Source organism: Exiguobacterium sp. CH10, from assembly GCF_018617635.1.
In the GTDB taxonomy this organism is placed as follows: domain Bacteria; phylum Bacillota; class Bacilli; order Exiguobacteriales; family Exiguobacteriaceae; genus Exiguobacterium; species Exiguobacterium aestuarii_A.
Window position 1 is genome coordinate 19,008 of record NZ_JACSKO010000003.1, and the last position, 16,313, is coordinate 35,320.

A 16,313-nucleotide genomic window follows, 5' to 3' on the forward strand; every position below is an offset into this window, starting at 1 on the left:
GTAGATGGAACGATTAGCGTTAAAATTCATTCGCCCAAACCCGAACCAACCCCGGAAACAATTTGAGGTGGAGAAACTAGAAGAGTTACGCCAGTCGATTGAAAGGTATGGCGTGTTGCAACCAATCGTCGTACGAAAAGCGACCGGCTACTATGAGATCATCGCTGGGGAAAGACGATTCCAAGCAGCAAAACTTGCCGGGAAAGAAGACATTCCCGCTCTAGTCGTCACGGCGGACTCGGATCGCGTCATGGAGTTGGCCTTGATTGAAAACATTCAGCGTGCCGACTTGAACGCCATCGAAGAAGCCGTCGCCTATGAACAATTGATGCAGACACTCGGCCTGACACAACAACAGTTGGCAGACCGGGTCGGGAAAAGCAGAAGTCATGTGACGAACAGTTTGCGTCTGCTTCGTTTGCCGAGCGCGGTTCAGCACGCGGTCATGGTCGGTGATTTGACGATGGGTCATGCACGGGCGATTACAGGCATGAAATCAGAACAAGCGATGGAACAGATTGCAAAAAGAGTGATTGCCGAACATTGGACGGTAAGGCGGCTCGAGCGTTACTTACAAAAAGAGCGCACAGCAAAAAAGACGCTGAAGCAATCGAACGCAGATATCGAAGCGGTCGAAGCAGTGCTTGCAGAGCGTCTTCAAATGGATGTGTCGATTCGTCCTCGTCGAAAGGGAGGAGTTTTAGAACTAAAATACTTCTCACAAGACGATTTAGAACAACTCCTTACATTGTTGTCGCCTCAAGACTTTGACTCGTCTCGTGACTGACGAAGTCTAGTGATCGCAGCCTCTTCGTGATGAAGGCGTCCGATGCGTGAATCGAAATCGACGAATCCTTCCGTGATGAAGCGTGCGAGTTCATAGACGAGATGGAGTCGTGTATTTTGAAGAATCATCATTTCCATAAAGCCACTGACGTTCACGACGGCTTTGATATTATAAGCACCGACGGCAGGGAGTTCTTTTTGGACGCCTGCACCCGGGGCGAGTGGTCCTTCTGAAAAGAAGACGTAGCCGACGCTCGACAAACGTCCGAGACAGGCATCGATGGCAATGATGAGCGGTTGATGGAAGCGGGTTTGAATCTCATGTAACGTCTCCACTAAATTGAGCGCGTGTACGGGTTTCGTTAACGTACCGTATACGTGTAGGTTGCGGATGCGACGTTCTTCTAAAAACGTTCCGACGAGGGGGCCGAGTGAATCACCGGTCGAACGATCTGAACCGATGCAAACAAGGACGATGGGGCGATGTGTTTCATTGACCAACTGTTCATGAAGCTGGTCCGCAAGTAATCTGGATCCACTCCGCTCAGTGTGTTCAATGAAGAAAGAGTATGGTTTATGAGGTTTTAAGCGAAACGGCATGAATCTCATCCTCTCTTCTGAGCTGCCTATTCCTAGTTGCAGTTAGGGGATTGATCTCGTATTAACCCATTCCCAAAAGTGGAAAACTTCTAAACTTCCGAATGCGGCGTTTGAGAAAAGTCGCGAAATATGTTTTGATGATTTAGAATCTACGACTTTTGAGGTGAAAAGATGGCTTCGCAAAATACAGAAAAAGATTTAAGCACGGTGGCAGACGAAACATTGGATAGCGTGAACCAATTCGTGGAGTACTTTAAAGATACAGACATGTGGATTGGTTTAGGAATCAAGCTCACTGGTGTGGCGCTCATCATCCTTGGTTTATATATCGCAACAAGAATTTTGACGACGATGGTGGAGCGCGTATTTACGATTCGAAAAATAAAAGAACACGATATTGTCGCTCAGCGTCAAAATGAGACACTTTTGAAACTCGCACAAAACACGATTCGTTATGTGATCGGGTTGATTATGGTCCTGACAGTGCTCGGACAATTCGGCGTCAATATCGCCGGTTTAATCGCATCAGCCGGGGTAGCAGGTCTTGCCATCTCGTTCGGTGCGCAAAGTTTAGTGAAGGACGTCATTACAGGCGCGTTCATCATCTTTGAAAACCAATATAAAAATGGGGATTATGTCAGTTTGAATCAACAGGTCGAAGGAGTCGTCATCGAGGTCGGCATTCGCACCACGAAACTAAAAGGATTGAACGGACAAGTTTCTATCATTCCGAACGGACAGATTATGCAAGTGACGAACTACTCACTAGAAAATAGTGTGGCGGTTGTCGATGTCGGTGTCGCCTACGAAGAGGACATGGAACATGTCGAGTCGGCGATTAAAGAGATTGCGAAAGAAGTCGAGGCGAAGTATCACGACCTCTTCATCGAACCAATCACACTCGCAGGAGTACAGTCACTCGGGGCTTCGGAAGTCGTCTATCGCTTGATGGCAGAAGTACCACCGACTCAACATTTCGCAGCTGGACGAATTTTGCATAAAGAATTGAAGGCAGGATTCGACCAACGTGGTATTGAAATTCCATACCCACGCACGGTCATGTTGCCACCGAACCCAACTCCTAAAGGAGGAGAAGCAGAAAATGCACAGTAAAACTTATGCGTTGAACGATGTTGTGGAAATGAAAAAACCACATGCCTGCAAAACGAACCGCTGGCAAATCACACGTGTAGGGATGGACATTCGCATCAAATGTCAAGGCTGCGGAGCAAGTGTACTCATGCAACGCCGTGACTTTGATAAGCGATTCAAGAAAGTGCTTGAGCAAGGGAACGCCGCAGAATAAGCGGCGTTTTTCTTTAGGTTATGAACGTGAGTTGCGGTTTAATCGTGGACTATCTATAATTGTGAAGGATGTGACGGTGTGGTGTACTGAAGGTACCCACTCCACAGACGGCTTAACATTTCCCGGGAAACACCGGATGAGGAGGAACTACTAGTGGGATTAACAGCAGGAATTGTCGGATTACCAAACGTCGGGAAATCGACTTTGTTTAATGCGATTACACAAGCAGGAGTCGAAGCGGCTAACTATCCGTTCGCGACAATCGACCCGAACGTCGGAGTCGTTGAAGTACCAGATGCACGTCTTGATCGATTGACGGAACTCGTCAAACCGAAAAAGACGGTGCCAACAGCGTTTGAATTTACAGATATCGCTGGAATCGTCAAAGGTGCATCAAAAGGTGAAGGACTCGGAAACAAGTTCTTGGCGAACATCCGCGAAGTCGATGCAATTTGCCAAGTCGTTCGTTGCTTTGAAGATGAGAACATCACGCACGTCGCGGGACGCGTCTCACCGATTGACGACATTACGACGATCAACCTTGAATTGATCTTAGCCGACCTTGAACAAGTCGATAAACGAATCGCTCGCGTTCAAAAAATGGTAAAAGCAAAAGATAAAGGAGCGGTACAAGAGCTTGAAGCACTTGAAATCGTACGTGACGTTCTTGAGTCGGAGCGCCCGGCACGTGTCGCTGAATTAACGGACGACCAACTCGCCATCGTGAAACACTTCCAATTGTTGACGATGAAGCCGATGCTTTATGTGGCGAACGTGAGTGAAGACGAAGTGGCGGACGCGGACTCAAACGAGTACGTACAAGCGGTCCGTGACCATGCGGCAACAGAAGGGGCAAAAGTCATCGTCATCTGTGCACGTATCGAAGAAGAAATTTCAGAGCTCGAACCGGAAGAGCGCCTCGAATTCTTGCAAGATCTCGGTATCGAAGAGTCAGGACTCGATCAATTGATTCGTGCTGCGTATTCGACACTTGGTCTTGCGACATACTTCACGGCAGGTGAAAAAGAAGTTCGCGCTTGGACGTTCAAACAAGGGATGAAAGCCCCACAATGTGCCGGTGTCATTCACTCTGATTTCGAACGTGGATTCATTCGTGCTGAAGTTGTCGCGTATGAAGATCTTTCGGCAGCTGGCAACATGACGACAGTGAAAGAACAAGGGAAACTTCGCTCGGAAGGTAAAGAATATGTCTTCCAAGACGGCGACGTTGTCACATTCCGCTTCAACGTATAAGTTGATTTGCTGAAACGTGTTGTAAAAGTCAAGGAAGTTTGATAGTATATTATGACGTGAGTAAAACAATTGTTTGCTCCTTGCTCCTACAAACCGGTAGGAGCCGTTAGTCCAAGAGGAGGTGAAAGATAATGCGTAAATACGAACTTCTTTACATTATCCGTCCATCAGTTGATGAGGAAGCGAAGAAAGCTTTGATCGAGCGCTTCAACAACGTCATCACTGAAAACGGTGGTACTGTTGAAAAAACAACAGACATGGGTAAACGTCGTTTCGCTTATGAAATCAACAAGATGCGCGAAGGACACTACGTTCTTCTTAACATCGTTGCTGAACCTAAAGCGATCCAAGAAACAGAGCGTCTCATGAAGATCTCTGACGACGTTGTCCGTCAAATGACAACAAAAGACGAGCGTTAATCCTTAACGCCTCGTATCGTGAAAGGGGAGCTTGGAGATGATTAACCGAGTTGTGTTAGTTGGTCGATTGACTCGCGATCCGGAAATGCGTTACACGCAGAGCGGAATCGCCGTAACACGCCTTACTCTCGCTTGCGATCGTCCATTCGCTGGACAAGATGGGAAGCGCGAGACGGACTTTATTGATTGTGTCGTTTGGCGCAAACAAGCAGAGAACGTAGCACAATACTTGAAAAAGGGCAGCATGGCCGGCGTTGACGGTCGCCTTCAAATCAGTAGTTACGAAGGACAAGATGGCCAACGTCGTTACCGGGCAGAAGTAGTCGCCGACAGCGTACGCTTCCTTGAACCACGCGGAGCCGCAGGGCAACGTGAGCAAGCACCATCTGGAGATGTCTTCGGTGGTGGTGAATCAAGTGGATCAGGATGGGGCGCAGGAGCTGCTTCGACTTCATCTCAGTCCTCGAATTCGAATAAAGGTTTTGACGCAGATCCGTTCTCGGGTGGCGGCAAAATCGACTTGTCAGATGATGATTTGCCATTCTAATCATTGTTGACAATAAAAACTAACTTATAAAGGAGGTCTTCACATGGCACGTCGTCCAGGAGGTCGTCGTCGTCGTAAAGTATGTTTCTTTACGTCGAACAACATCACTCATATCGATTATAAAGACGTAGAATTGCTCAAACGCTTCGTTTCGGAGCGTGGTAAAATTCTTCCACGTCGTGTGACTGGTACTTCAGCGAAATACCAACGTCCACTTACTGTCGCTATCAAGCGCTCACGTCAAATGGCTTTGCTTCCATACGTTGCAGAGTAATGTTTGACGAACGGCTTATCCTTTTGGATAAGTCGTTTTTTTGTATTTTACCTCGTTTGTAAGTGTGTAAGTGAAACCGACGAATATGGTATGATAGAGCAGAAACCTTTACGATTCCATGGGTGAACATTACTCATTTTAGGAGGCATACATGCACAGTGGTGAAGCAATAACATCCGTGAAGAACCAATACGCGCGGCACATGATTCCATATGTGGTTGGATTTCTTGTCTCGTTAGGATTGGCGTTCTACAGCATTGTGGCGGCAATCACCCTGTTTATGGGCACGCTGATCTTTTTCATCTATCAGCAAGTGACGATGCGACGGGAACGTAAAAATTGGGAACAGTATGTCCTTTCACTCTCTCATCAAATCGAAGAGGTCGGAAAAGAAGCGTTGACGACGATGCCGATTGGGATCTTAGTCTTCGATCAAGACCGACGAATCAGTTGGTATAACGAACAATCGCGATTGATCTTTGAACTTGATATGGCGATTGGTGTACCGCTTGATGCGCTCCATTCTGCATTCGATGAATTGATTGAAGAGGAAGAGGATGAAGCCACGATTGAAGTGGGCGACCGCGTCTACCGTGTCTATTACAACCAAACACATCAAACCCTTTATTTGTTTGACATGACCGAAGAAGCAGAGATTGAGCAAAAATATGCTCAAACGCAGACGGTTATTGGTATTTTGTATCTCGATAACTATGATGAGATGTCGACTGCGGTGGATGAGCAAGTGCGAAGTGAAGTGAACCGTCGTGTGACGGTGCTTCTCAACCAATGGGCACAGCGACATCACGTCTATATGCGCCGTACGGCAGCAGATCGCTTTTTCCTCGTGATGAATGAGCGAACGTTATCTGAACTTGAGAACAATCGCTTTTCCATTTTGGATGAAGTACGAGATGCGACAAAGGAACAAAAAATTCCGTTAACGTTATCGATTGGAATCGGATGTGGAGAAACGACATTGACAGAGCTCGGCAACCTATCGCAGTCAAGTCTAGACCTTGGACTTGGTCGCGGTGGTGACCAGGCTGTCGTCAAGCGTCATAACGGAAAGGTTCGTTTCTTTGGAGGGAAGACAAACCCGACGGAAAAACGAACGCGGGTCCGGGCACGTGTCATTTCGAACTCGATGCGTGATTTGATTCGGGAATCGAGCCGCGTCCTCATTATGGGACATAAAAATCCAGATATGGACTCGCTCGGTGCTTCGATCGGGATTATGAAGTTGGCCGAGTTTGTCGGACGTGAGGCGTACGTGGTGGTGCCGTCAGGTGAGACGAGCATCGGTATTCAACGTCTCGTTCAAGAAGTGGAGAACGATGACTCGTTATACAGCCAATTCTTAACCGAATATGAAGCACAACCGCTCATCGATGAACAGACGCTTCTCGTCGTCGTCGACACGCATCGTCCTTCACTTGTCATTTCAAAAGACATCCTGTATCGGGCGGAGCGTGTTGTCGTGATTGACCATCACCGACGTGGTGAAGAATTTATCGAGGATCCGGTTCTTGTGTACATGGAACCTTATGCATCGTCGACGTGTGAGCTCGTCACGGAGTTGATTGAGTATCAGGCAGGAAGTCGCAAGCTCTCGATTTTAGAAGCGACGTCACTTCTTGCAGGGATTATGGTCGACACGAAAGGTTTTACGCTCCGTACAGGTTCACGTACGTTTGATGCGGCGTCCTACTTACGTATTCAAGGGGCTGACACGGTACTCGTGCAACACTTTATGCGTCAAGACCTTGATGCCTATATCGAACAGTCACAAATTTTGAAAAACACCGAGATTTACGCAGATGGCATGGCGATTGCGGTCGCTTCTGACGATGAGGCCCATCACCAGGTATTGATTGCCCAGTCTGCAGACCAGTTGCTGAACATGGAGGGCGTCAAAGCCTCGTTCGTCATCGCGATTTTACCGGATGGACGAACCGGGATCAGTGCGAGGTCACTCGGTGACGTCAACGTTCAAGTCATCATGGAAATGCTCGATGGCGGCGGACATTTGACGAATGCAGCGACACAACTCGAAATGAGTCGCGAACAAGCAAACGTCTTGTTAAAAGAAGCGATTGATCATTATATGACAGATGATACTGAAGGAGAGGAATTAGAATGAAAGTCATTTTGAAAGTAGATGTAAAAGGGCAAGGAAAAGCTGGAGAAGTGAAGAACGTGGCAGACGCTTACGCCAAAAACGTCTTGTTCAAGAAAAACTTGGCGGTTGAAGCGACACCTGGAAACTTAAAAGCGTTCGCGGCGAAAGAACGTCGTGCTGAAGAGGCTGCAGAAGAAGAGTTGAAAGAAGCGCAGCAACTTAAGGCAAAACTTGAAAAAGAGACGATTGCCGTCACGACAAAAGCCGGTGAAGGTGGTCGCGTGTTCGGATCGGTCACAAGCAAGCAAATCGCGGATGCCCTCAAATCAATGGGCTACAAGATTGATAAGCGTAAAATTGAACTCGAGCACCCAATCAAGGCGCTCGGTTTCACGAAAGTGCCAGTGAAGTTGCACCATGACGTCGTTGCGACGTTGAACGTACATGTACAAGAAGCTTGAAGGTGAGGTAGAGACGGATGAGTGATGCGATTCAAGTCAATACACCACCACATAGCGTGGAAGCGGAGCAAGCCGTCTTAGGGGCGATCATCCTCGATTCGGACCGGTTGATCACGGCCTCAGAGCGGGTCGACCCGGACGACTTTTATCGCGTCAGCCACCAGCGTATCTTTGAAGCGATGTTAAAAATCAATGACCGGGGCGAACTTGTCGACTTGGTCACGCTCAGTTCAGAGCTCCAGGCGCAAGGTATTTTAGACGAAATCGGCGGTCTCAACTATTTAGCGGAGGTTGCTGAATCCGTCCCGGCTATCGGGAACATCGGCTATTACTTGAATGTCGTCGATCAAAAAGCGGCACTTCGTCGTCTGATTCGAACGGCAACGAACATCGTTTCAGATGGTTATGAGCGTCAGGACGAGGTCGATTCTGTCCTCTCGGACGCGGAGCGGAACATTCTAAAAGTATCGCAACGGAAAGGGCAGTCCAGTTTCCACCCGATTGGTTCCGTTCTATCGGATGCCTATTCGACGATTGAAAAACTGCATCAGTCGAGCGGTGAGATTACCGGGATTGCCACAGGGTTCACGGATTTAGATAAGATGACGGCCGGTTTCCAACGAAACGATTTGATTATCGTGGCCGCTCGTCCATCTGTCGGGAAGACCGCGTTCGCCTTGAATATCTCGCAAAACGTTGCCGTCCGTACGGGCGAGAACGTCGCCATCTTCAGTTTAGAGATGGGGGCGGAACAGCTCGTCATGCGTATGTTGTGTGCGGAAGGAAATATCGATGCCCAGCGCCTCCGGACCGGACGCCTTGAAGCGGAAGATTGGGGTCGCTTATCACTTGCGATGTCTTCACTCTCACAAGCAGGCATCTACATCGACGATACGCCGGGTCTTCGTGTCAACGAGATTCGGGCGAAGTGTCGTCGCTTGAAGCAAGAGCACGGTCTTGGGATGATTATGATTGACTACTTGCAGCTCATCGTCGGGAACGGCAAACCGGGCGAGAACCGACAACAGGAAGTATCGGAAATTTCACGTACGCTCAAAGCGATTGCGCGTGAACTTCAAGTACCTGTTATCGCCTTGTCACAGCTCTCTCGTGGGGTAGAGAGTCGTCAAGACAAGCGACCGATGATGTCGGATATCCGTGAATCGGGAGCAATTGAGCAGGATGCCGATATTGTTGCCTTCCTCTATCGTGATGACTATTACGATAAAGAGAGTGAAGACGCCAATACGATTGAAATCATCATTGCGAAACAACGTAACGGTCCGACCGGTACGGTCAAGCTCTCCTTCCGGAAAGAGTACAACAAGTTCGTCAATATGGAGACACAAGCCTTCGCACCACCGATGTAACGTCGGTGGTGTCTTTTTTTATATAGGTGATTTGTAAAATAACGAACGAATAGTTATATGTTATATAAAACGTTCGGTATTGGATTGACTTTCTCGCTTTTCAAGTGTACACTTACGGATGGTTTGAACAGAACGTTGATCAATAAGGAGGATTCATTATGTCATCAGTAGTCGTAGTGGGAACGCAGTGGGGCGATGAAGGGAAAGGGAAAATTACCGATTTCTTATCGAAACAAGCCGAAGTCGTCGCGCGTTATCAAGGGGGAGACAACGCTGGTCACACGATCGTCTTCAATGATACGAAATATAAACTTCACCTCATTCCGTCTGGTATCTTCTATTCGGATAAGACGTGTGTCATCGGGAACGGAATGGTCGTCAACCCGAAATCACTCGTGACAGAACTCGCTTACTTACATGAGCGCGGTGTGAGCACAGATAACCTTCGTATCTCGAACCGGGCGCACATCATTTTACCGTATCACCAGCTTCAGGATCGTTTAGAAGAAGATGCGAAAGGTGATGCGAAAGTCGGGACAACACTTAAAGGGATTGGTCCAGCATACATGGACAAAGCGGCGCGTATCGGGATTCGTATCGCAGATCTTCTCGACAAAGAAGTGTTCGCAGAAAAATTAAAGACCGTTCTCGAGTTGAAAAACCGCATGTTCGTGAAAATGTACGAGGTCGATCCAGTTGAATTTGATGACATCTTCGAAGAGTACTACGCGTATGGCCAACAGTTTGCGAAATACGTATGCGATACATCTGTCGTCTTGAACGATTCACTCGACGAAGAGAAGAAGGTTCTCTTTGAAGGAGCACAAGGTGTCCTTCTCGATATCGACCACGGAACGTACCCGTTCGTCACATCGTCGAACGCAGCGTCAGGTGGCGTATCAAGTGGTGCCGGAATCGGTCCATCAAAAATCCATCACGTTGTCGGTGTTTGTAAAGCATATACGTCACGCGTCGGTGACGGTCCATTCCCAACACAACTCGATGACGAGATCGGTCATACAATCCGTGAAGTCGGGAAAGAATACGGAACGACAACAGGTCGTCCACGTCGTGTCGGCTGGTTCGACTCGGTCGTCGTCCGTCACTCACGTCGTGTCAGCGGGATCACAGATCTTTGCCTCAACTCAATCGATGTATTGACAGGTCTTGAGACGCTCAAGATTTGTACATCGTATGAGTACGAAGGAAAGCATCTTGACGAATATCCGCCGAACTTCCGCGTCCTTGAGAAGTGTGTACCAGTATACGAAGAACTTCCTGGTTGGACAGAAGACATTACGGGCGTCCGTAACTTCGACGACCTTCCAGAAAACGCGAAACGTTACGTGCGTCGCATCGAAGAATTGACGGGTATTGAGTTATTGACCTTCTCGGTCGGACCGGCCCGTGAGCAGACGGTCATCTTGCGTGACATTTATGAAGCATAAGAAAGGGAGCCTTTGCGGCTCTCTTTTTCATTTCCACGGAAATGGACCACGCTTTCTAAGCTGTATAAAAAGAGTTACAATGTAGGCATGTACGTTTAATGATAAGAGGAGGACTCACTGAATGGATCGTACGATTTTAGTGGTAGATGACGAACAACCAATCGCAGATATATTGAAGTTTAAACTTGAAAAAGAAGGTTACCAAGTGCATGTCGCATATGACGGCGAAGAAGCGCTCGTGAAAGTAGAAGAGATTCAACCGGATCTCATCTTACTCGACATCATGCTTCCACTCAAAGACGGCATGGAAGTATGCCGCGAGGTACGGAAGAAGTATGACATGCCAATCATCATGTTGACGGCAAAAGACTCAGAGATTGATAAAGTGCTCGGACTAGAGCTCGGTGCAGACGATTACGTCACGAAACCGTTTAGCTCTCGTGAGTTATTGGCTCGCGTCAAAGCGAACATGCGACGTCATGCGACGGCGCCTGCGCCTGAAGCAAAAGGGGCGAACGCGAACGATATCGTGATCGGCGACTTGACGATTCACCCGGATTCGTACATGGTGACGAAGCGGGAAGAGAAGATCGAGCTGACGCATCGCGAGTTCGAATTGATTCATTACCTCGCGCAAAACATCGGACAAGTGATGACGCGTGAGCATTTACTTCAAACGGTTTGGGGCTATGATTACTTCGGGGACGTTCGTACTGTGGATGTTACCGTGCGTCGTCTTCGTGAAAAAGTGGAGGACAACCCATCGACACCGACGTATATCATTACGCGTCGCGGGGTCGGGTATTATTTGAAGGCAGGAGAAGAAGATTAAACGATGAAACGGACGAACTTCTTTAAATCAATCCAGTGGAAGCTCGTCGTCATCTATGCGCTGCTCATTCTCGTTGCGATGCAAGTCATCGGCGTGTACTTTGTGCGTTCTTTGGAACGGCAATACATCAACAACTTCTCGCAGTCACTCGTCGACCGGGCGAACCTACTGAGCTATAACGTCAGTGAGGGGATCGCCGCGAACGAGAGTGACTCGACCACGGACCAGCAGTTGAACCAGTTACTGGATCAGCTGCTGTCTGACTTTACCGAGAGCACGACGCTAGCTGACGACATTCGAGAAGTCCAAATCATTGATACGAACAGTGTCGTACGGGCGACCTCGAACCAGAACAATCAAAGTCTCGTCGGACAACGGACGGCAAGTACGTTTATCCAGAAGTCATTCGCGACAGGCGGCGCCCAAGAGACGCTCGTCTATGAAGATTCGAATGACCGGATGCGCGTCGTCGCCGTTCCCGTCAAGTCAGAAGTAGACGGGACCACAATCGGCATGATCTATATCGAGGCATCGATGCAGTCTATCTATAACCAGATGGAACAAGTCATCCGAATCCTCGCAACCGGGACGGTCATTGCCTTGATCATCACATCCTTCCTCGGTATCTTGTTATCTCGAACGATCACACGACCGATTGCCGATATGCGTCGGCAAGCCGTCGAGATGCGAAAAGGGAACTTCTCGCGGAAAGTTAAAGTGTATTCGGATGATGAGGTCGGTCAACTCGCCTACGCGTTTAATGAATTGACGGACGAGTTGATGGAAGCGAATGCGACGACAGAAGCAGAGCGCCGTCGATTGACGAGTGTCCTCGAGAACATGTCTGACGGTGTGGTTGCAACCGATCGTTCGTTACGGGTCATCTTAATGAACGACCAGGCACGTGACATGATCGGGGTCGATGAAGAAGAGGCGATGGGCATGAACTTGCAGAGTCTTCTCGCGTTCGAAGAGGAAATCGTCATCCCTGAGGATGGGACGATGCCGGCGAAACTGATTGACCTCAGTACAGATGAGGAACTGTTCCTTGTTCGAGCTTATTTTTCACCGATTCAAAAACATAGTGGACCAATCACAGGTCTTATCGTCGTCTTGCATGACGTCACTGAACAAGAGCAAGTCGAACAAGATCGCCGTGAATTCGTCGCAAACGTTAGTCACGAGTTGCGCACGCCGCTCACGACGATGCGTAGTTATTTGGAGGTCCTTGCGGAAGGGGCTTATCAGGATGATGAGTTGGCGCCGCGCTTCTTAGAGACGACGCAAAACGAGACAGAGCGAATGATTCGCCTCGTCAATGACTTGTTGCAACTCTCGAAGATGGACAGTAAAGAATATAAGATGCAGAAAGTGAAGTTTGACTTTGTGCAGTTCTTTAACGACATCATTGATCGTCATGAGATGACGAAAGGGGACGCGATTCAATTCCGTCGGAAGCTGATGAAACGTCGTGTGTACGTGCATGCCGACCAGGATAAGATGACACAAGTGATCGATAACATCATCACGAACGCCATCAAGTTCTCACCAGAAGGCGGTACGATCACGTTCCGAACGATGCTTCGGGCGAAACGCCTCGTCATCGGCATCAAGGATGAAGGGGTCGGGATTCCGAAGTCGAACTTGAAGAAAATTTTCGAACGCTTCTATCGTGTCGATAAGGCGCGGGCGCGTAATATCGGTGGGACCGGACTCGGTCTATCGATTGCCAAAGAAGTCGTATCCGCTCACGGTGGCGACATCTGGGCAGAGAGTGAATTTGGCCGCGGCACGACGATTTACTTCACGATTCCGTTCGATACGATTGTGGAGGTGAATGATTGATGAAACGGTTTACGATTGCAAAGCCAGAACTGTGGAAATCGTTGCTTTTGCTCACGTTAATCGTCACGTCGATTGTTCAAACCATCATTTTGTGGGATTATCATCCCACCTATCAGGCAGTCCAATCGGAGACGCAATTGACGACGGTGGACGAGTCACTACAACGCCGGGCGAATCAAGTCGTCATCCCGGTTCAAGCGGTCGTTCATGATAACAACGCCGTCTTCGCTTCGAAGAACACCCCGAAGCAGTTGATGCGGGTCATTCGGGATACGTTTGAAGCGAGTGAATTCAAACCCCTCGCCGCAAAAAATATCCCGAGCTTTTACACGGATATCAACGAAGGACTCGAATTGATTTTACCGGAAGCCTATTATGCGGATACGCTCAGCTATATGCTGCCGGGCACGTACAGTCTGTCTGGAAAGATTCCGCAACGTGTGCTCATCTACATGGAAGACAATGCGTTTACCATCCGAACGATCATGAGTGACCAATCGATTTGGGAAGGGAAGTTGACGAAGGTCGGAAACGGCGACGTGAACAGTCTATTCCTAAAAAACTCGAGTCGAACGATGAAACGAGTGACGTATACGGATGAACGTGTGAACTATATCCCGGTCGTCGGACCGGAGATGAATGAGTTGTTCGCATATGACGTATCGTCGATTCAAATCGATGCGCGCCTCGACTGGATGCGGGACACATTCTTCCCAGGCGACCCGAACGTCCAAGAAGTCGACCCGGCGAGTTCGGTCGGTGCATTGACGAACGGTGTCAGTGTGGCGGAATATGACGCGAAGCTGAACGCGAGTCGCTATCGGAACTTGTCTCGAAACAGCACTGAGCGGGAAACGGCACTCGGATTGGATTCGATTGTCGAATTCGTGAATTTCCATGGTGGATGGGTCGACGAGTCTTCGGAGAATCAAGGACTCTCGCTTCGTTTCGATGCCATCACACCGGCGAACAAAGGCTTTGAAACGACCGTATTCCGTTTTCATGTGAAAGGATTCCCGGTCTTTAGCCAACGCGAGGCGTTTATCAACAATGACGCCATCGACTTATCCACAATGCGTGTGGAAAACGACGGGGCGCAAGTCCGGTCCATCACACGACATCACTTAGAGATTGACCGCTTGATCACAGTCGGCACGACACAGCTGGCTGACGCAGAAGAAGTACTCGGGACACTCATCAACTCTGGACGGTTTGAGAACGTGACCGAGATTCGAATCGGTTATGAAATTGAGTATAACGAGGATACGAGCCGATATGTGACGTTCTCACCGAATTGGTTCGTACGTGAAGCGGGACGTTGGGTCCCGTACAACCAGTCAGAAGATTGGACAGAAAGGATGATGTATCGTGGATTGGAGTAAAGCGAAAACCATTTTAATCTTCGCCTTCCTCGCCTTGAACATCTATCTGTTGTTCCAATTGGTGACTGAGACATGGGCGACCGAAGTCGTGACGAACGATAACACGTCGATTGCACAAATTTTGGACCAACGAAACGTCGACCCGGCAAAACTGCCACGAATGGGTCGGGATATCGGCTATTTGACAGGTTCGTCTGAAGAGATGTCGGCCGCGATGATTACGAAAAATCGAGAGGCACAACTGGCAACGACGCTCGACAATATGCAACTCGAAGTCGAGCTGAAACAGCCGGTACCGCTCGATGCAAAAGAATTGAGAACAACGGCTTCAACGTTTGTTGCGGAATATGTCCCGTTCGGAGAAGAATATGCCTACTGGCGATATGATGAAAAGACGAGACAAATCGCTTTCGTCCAAACGTTTGAAGATAATAAGATTTTCTCGGCACCTGAAGTTGAGGGAGATTCGGAGATGTATATCGGACCGTCCCTCATCTTGATTCAATTGAATGAGGCGTTTGAAGTGACGGATTATAAGCAACGTCACTTGAAAGATATTTCATCAAAACCGCAAGACGATCTCGTGTTAACGGCCAGCGAAGCCATCTCTCAACTTGCGTCACGGAAGTATTTCCAACCGAACCAGGAGATGCGGGCCATCAACACCGGTTTTTATAGCTTACCCCTCGACAGCTCTGGCGGTTTGATTATCATGCCACCGCTCTGGTCGGTCGCGATTGACGATCATGTATATTTCGTCAATGCCATCGACGGAACGGTAGAGCGCGTCGAGTTTGAAACGAAAGAATGAAAGGAGTGATGGTGTGAGTTTACAGTATAGTGTGTTAGCGAGCGGGTCGACCGGGAACGCCCTCTATATCGAGACGGAACGGACAAAGCTGCTCGTCGATGCCGGATTGACCGGGAAAGCGATGCAACAACGCATCGAAGCGATCGGTCGGTCGTTTGATGGGATCGATGCACTGCTCGTCACCCATGAGCACTCCGACCATATTAAAGGAGTAGGGATATTAGCACGAAAGTATAACTTACCGATTTATGCGAATGCGAAGACGTGGGCGGCGATGGAATCACTCATCGGAAAGATTGACCCGGCTTTGAAGTTTCACATCGAGGTCGGGGACATAAAGCAGTTCGGTGATATTGAGATTGAAACGTTCAATGTCAGTCACGATGCGGCGGACCCGATGTTTTATCAGTTTGCCCACGATGGGAAACGTTTGGCCCATATCACGGATACCGGCTACGTCTCAGACCGGATGAAAGGGGTCATTCGAGGGGCTGACGACTTTATCTTCGAGTCAAACCATGACGTCTCGATGCTGCAGATGGGACGTTACCCGTGGAGCGTCAAACGACGTATCCTTGGGGACTATGGTCACGTCTCGAATGAGGATGCGGCGATTGCGATGAGTGAGGTCATCGGTGACCGGACGAAACGGATCTACTTGGCGCACTTAAGCAAAGACAACAACATGAAAGAGCTCGCACAAATGAGCGTCTCGCAAACACTCGGCATGCGAGACGTCGACTTAGGTCGAATCAAATTGTGCGATACGGACCCGACAATCCCCACTTCGCTCGTTTCTTTATAAGGAAACTTGGGAAAAGACAGTTATCACACTGTCTTGAAGGGGGGACGCGTC

At 48.7% G+C, this 16,313-nt stretch carries 17 protein-coding genes; 16 read left to right on the forward strand and 1 reads right to left on the reverse strand.

Going from position 1 to position 16,313, the window contains the following annotated elements:
• The first annotated feature begins 4 nt into the window (after positions 1 to 4).
• Positions 5 to 787 carry a ParB/RepB/Spo0J family partition protein gene (locus KNP04_RS10570; RefSeq protein WP_074034048.1) on the forward strand — a complete coding sequence of 261 codons (783 nt, stop codon included), beginning with the start codon at positions 5 to 7 and terminating at the stop codon, positions 785 to 787.
• Here KNP04_RS10570 and yyaC read toward each other — a convergent pair.
• Positions 760 to 1,386: a spore protease YyaC gene (gene yyaC, locus KNP04_RS10575; protein WP_214696519.1), complete on the reverse strand. Its 627-nt coding sequence runs from the start codon at positions 1,384 to 1,386 to the stop codon at positions 760 to 762. The two genes, KNP04_RS10570 and yyaC, sit on opposite strands and share 28 nt — an antisense overlap.
• A gap of 171 nt (positions 1,387 to 1,557) precedes the next feature.
• Here yyaC and KNP04_RS10580 point away from each other — a divergent pair, with 171 nt between their 5' ends.
• The 15 genes from KNP04_RS10580 to KNP04_RS10650 all read left to right on the forward strand — a co-directional run bounded on the left by KNP04_RS10580 (position 1,558) and on the right by KNP04_RS10650 (position 16,262).
• Entirely contained in the window at positions 1,558 to 2,499 is a 942-nt protein-coding gene (locus tag KNP04_RS10580) for a mechanosensitive ion channel family protein (protein ID WP_214875852.1), read from the forward strand.
• Positions 2,489 to 2,692 (forward strand): DUF951 domain-containing protein, encoded by a 204-nt coding sequence (locus KNP04_RS10585; RefSeq protein WP_214696523.1) that lies wholly within the window; start codon positions 2,489 to 2,491, stop codon positions 2,690 to 2,692. The genes KNP04_RS10580 and KNP04_RS10585 overlap by 11 nt, the downstream gene beginning before the upstream one ends.
• Positions 2,693 to 2,845: 153 nt before the next feature.
• Positions 2,846 to 3,946: a redox-regulated ATPase YchF gene (gene ychF, locus KNP04_RS10590; RefSeq protein WP_214696529.1), complete on the forward strand. Its 1,101-nt coding sequence runs from the start codon at positions 2,846 to 2,848 to the stop codon at positions 3,944 to 3,946.
• A gap of 131 nt (positions 3,947 to 4,077) precedes the next feature.
• Positions 4,078 to 4,365 carry a 30S ribosomal protein S6 gene (gene rpsF, locus KNP04_RS10595; RefSeq protein WP_074034039.1) on the forward strand — a complete coding sequence of 96 codons (288 nt, stop codon included), beginning with the start codon at positions 4,078 to 4,080 and terminating at the stop codon, positions 4,363 to 4,365.
• A gap of 37 nt (positions 4,366 to 4,402) precedes the next feature.
• The gene (gene ssb / locus KNP04_RS10600) at positions 4,403 to 4,912 is read left to right on the forward strand and encodes a single-stranded DNA-binding protein (protein ID WP_074034037.1); all 510 of its coding nucleotides are present in this window, start codon (positions 4,403 to 4,405) and stop codon (positions 4,910 to 4,912) included.
• Between the two features lie 43 nt (positions 4,913 to 4,955).
• A complete protein-coding gene (gene rpsR / locus KNP04_RS10605) occupies positions 4,956 to 5,186 on the forward strand; it encodes a 30S ribosomal protein S18 (protein ID WP_015880232.1) in 231 nt (76 codons plus the stop codon).
• Positions 5,187 to 5,337: 151 nt separating this feature from the next.
• Positions 5,338 to 7,329, forward strand: a complete 1,992-nt coding sequence (locus KNP04_RS10610) for a DHH family phosphoesterase (protein WP_214875854.1) — start codon at positions 5,338 to 5,340, stop codon at positions 7,327 to 7,329.
• A complete protein-coding gene (rplI, locus tag KNP04_RS10615) occupies positions 7,326 to 7,769 on the forward strand; it encodes a 50S ribosomal protein L9 (RefSeq protein ID WP_214696532.1) in 444 nt (147 codons plus the stop codon). Before KNP04_RS10610 ends, rplI begins: the two co-directional genes overlap by 4 nt.
• A gap of 17 nt (positions 7,770 to 7,786) precedes the next feature.
• The gene (gene dnaB, locus KNP04_RS10620; RefSeq protein WP_015880235.1) at positions 7,787 to 9,139 is read left to right on the forward strand and encodes a replicative DNA helicase; all 1,353 of its coding nucleotides are present in this window, start codon (positions 7,787 to 7,789) and stop codon (positions 9,137 to 9,139) included.
• A gap of 158 nt (positions 9,140 to 9,297) precedes the next feature.
• Complete coding sequence (locus KNP04_RS10625; protein WP_074034026.1) at positions 9,298 to 10,587, forward strand: adenylosuccinate synthase; 1,290 nt, start codon at positions 9,298 to 9,300, stop codon at positions 10,585 to 10,587.
• Between the two features lie 121 nt (positions 10,588 to 10,708).
• Positions 10,709 to 11,419: a response regulator YycF gene (gene yycF / locus KNP04_RS10630; protein WP_214696534.1), complete on the forward strand. Its 711-nt coding sequence runs from the start codon at positions 10,709 to 10,711 to the stop codon at positions 11,417 to 11,419.
• Positions 11,420 to 11,422: 3 nt separating this feature from the next.
• The gene (walK, locus tag KNP04_RS10635) at positions 11,423 to 13,264 is read left to right on the forward strand and encodes a cell wall metabolism sensor histidine kinase WalK (RefSeq protein ID WP_074034022.1); all 1,842 of its coding nucleotides are present in this window, start codon (positions 11,423 to 11,425) and stop codon (positions 13,262 to 13,264) included.
• On the forward strand, positions 13,264 to 14,646 hold the full coding sequence (gene yycH / locus KNP04_RS10640) for a two-component system activity regulator YycH (protein WP_214875856.1): 1,383 nt from the start codon (positions 13,264 to 13,266) through the stop codon (positions 14,644 to 14,646). The genes walK and yycH overlap by 1 nt, the downstream gene beginning before the upstream one ends.
• Positions 14,633 to 15,457 (forward strand): two-component system regulatory protein YycI, encoded by an 825-nt coding sequence (locus KNP04_RS10645; protein ID WP_214785439.1) that lies wholly within the window; start codon positions 14,633 to 14,635, stop codon positions 15,455 to 15,457. The genes yycH and KNP04_RS10645 overlap by 14 nt, the downstream gene beginning before the upstream one ends.
• 13 nt (positions 15,458 to 15,470) lie before the next feature.
• Entirely contained in the window at positions 15,471 to 16,262 is a 792-nt protein-coding gene (locus tag KNP04_RS10650; RefSeq protein WP_074034013.1) for an MBL fold metallo-hydrolase, read from the forward strand.
• Positions 16,263 to 16,313 lie beyond the last annotated feature (51 nt).

Coding starts and splice junctions, on each gene's coding strand:
- KNP04_RS10570 (WP_074034048.1), top strand. CDS start 5: ATGGAACGATTAGCGTTAAAATTCATTCGCCCAAACCCGAACCAACCC.
- yyaC (WP_214696519.1), bottom strand. CDS start 1,386: ATGCCGTTTCGCTTAAAACCTCATAAACCATACTCTTTCTTCATTGAA.
- KNP04_RS10580 (WP_214875852.1), top strand. CDS start 1,558: ATGGCTTCGCAAAATACAGAAAAAGATTTAAGCACGGTGGCAGACGAA.
- KNP04_RS10585 (WP_214696523.1), top strand. CDS start 2,489: ATGCACAGTAAAACTTATGCGTTGAACGATGTTGTGGAAATGAAAAAA.
- rpsF (WP_074034039.1), top strand. CDS start 4,078: ATGCGTAAATACGAACTTCTTTACATTATCCGTCCATCAGTTGATGAG.
- ssb (WP_074034037.1), top strand. CDS start 4,403: ATGATTAACCGAGTTGTGTTAGTTGGTCGATTGACTCGCGATCCGGAA.
- rpsR (WP_015880232.1), top strand. CDS start 4,956: ATGGCACGTCGTCCAGGAGGTCGTCGTCGTCGTAAAGTATGTTTCTTT.
- KNP04_RS10610 (WP_214875854.1), top strand. CDS start 5,338: ATGCACAGTGGTGAAGCAATAACATCCGTGAAGAACCAATACGCGCGG.
- rplI (WP_214696532.1), top strand. CDS start 7,326: ATGAAAGTCATTTTGAAAGTAGATGTAAAAGGGCAAGGAAAAGCTGGA.
- dnaB (WP_015880235.1), top strand. CDS start 7,787: ATGAGTGATGCGATTCAAGTCAATACACCACCACATAGCGTGGAAGCG.
- KNP04_RS10625 (WP_074034026.1), top strand. CDS start 9,298: ATGTCATCAGTAGTCGTAGTGGGAACGCAGTGGGGCGATGAAGGGAAA.
- yycF (WP_214696534.1), top strand. CDS start 10,709: ATGGATCGTACGATTTTAGTGGTAGATGACGAACAACCAATCGCAGAT.
- walK (WP_074034022.1), top strand. CDS start 11,423: ATGAAACGGACGAACTTCTTTAAATCAATCCAGTGGAAGCTCGTCGTC.
- yycH (WP_214875856.1), top strand. CDS start 13,264: ATGAAACGGTTTACGATTGCAAAGCCAGAACTGTGGAAATCGTTGCTT.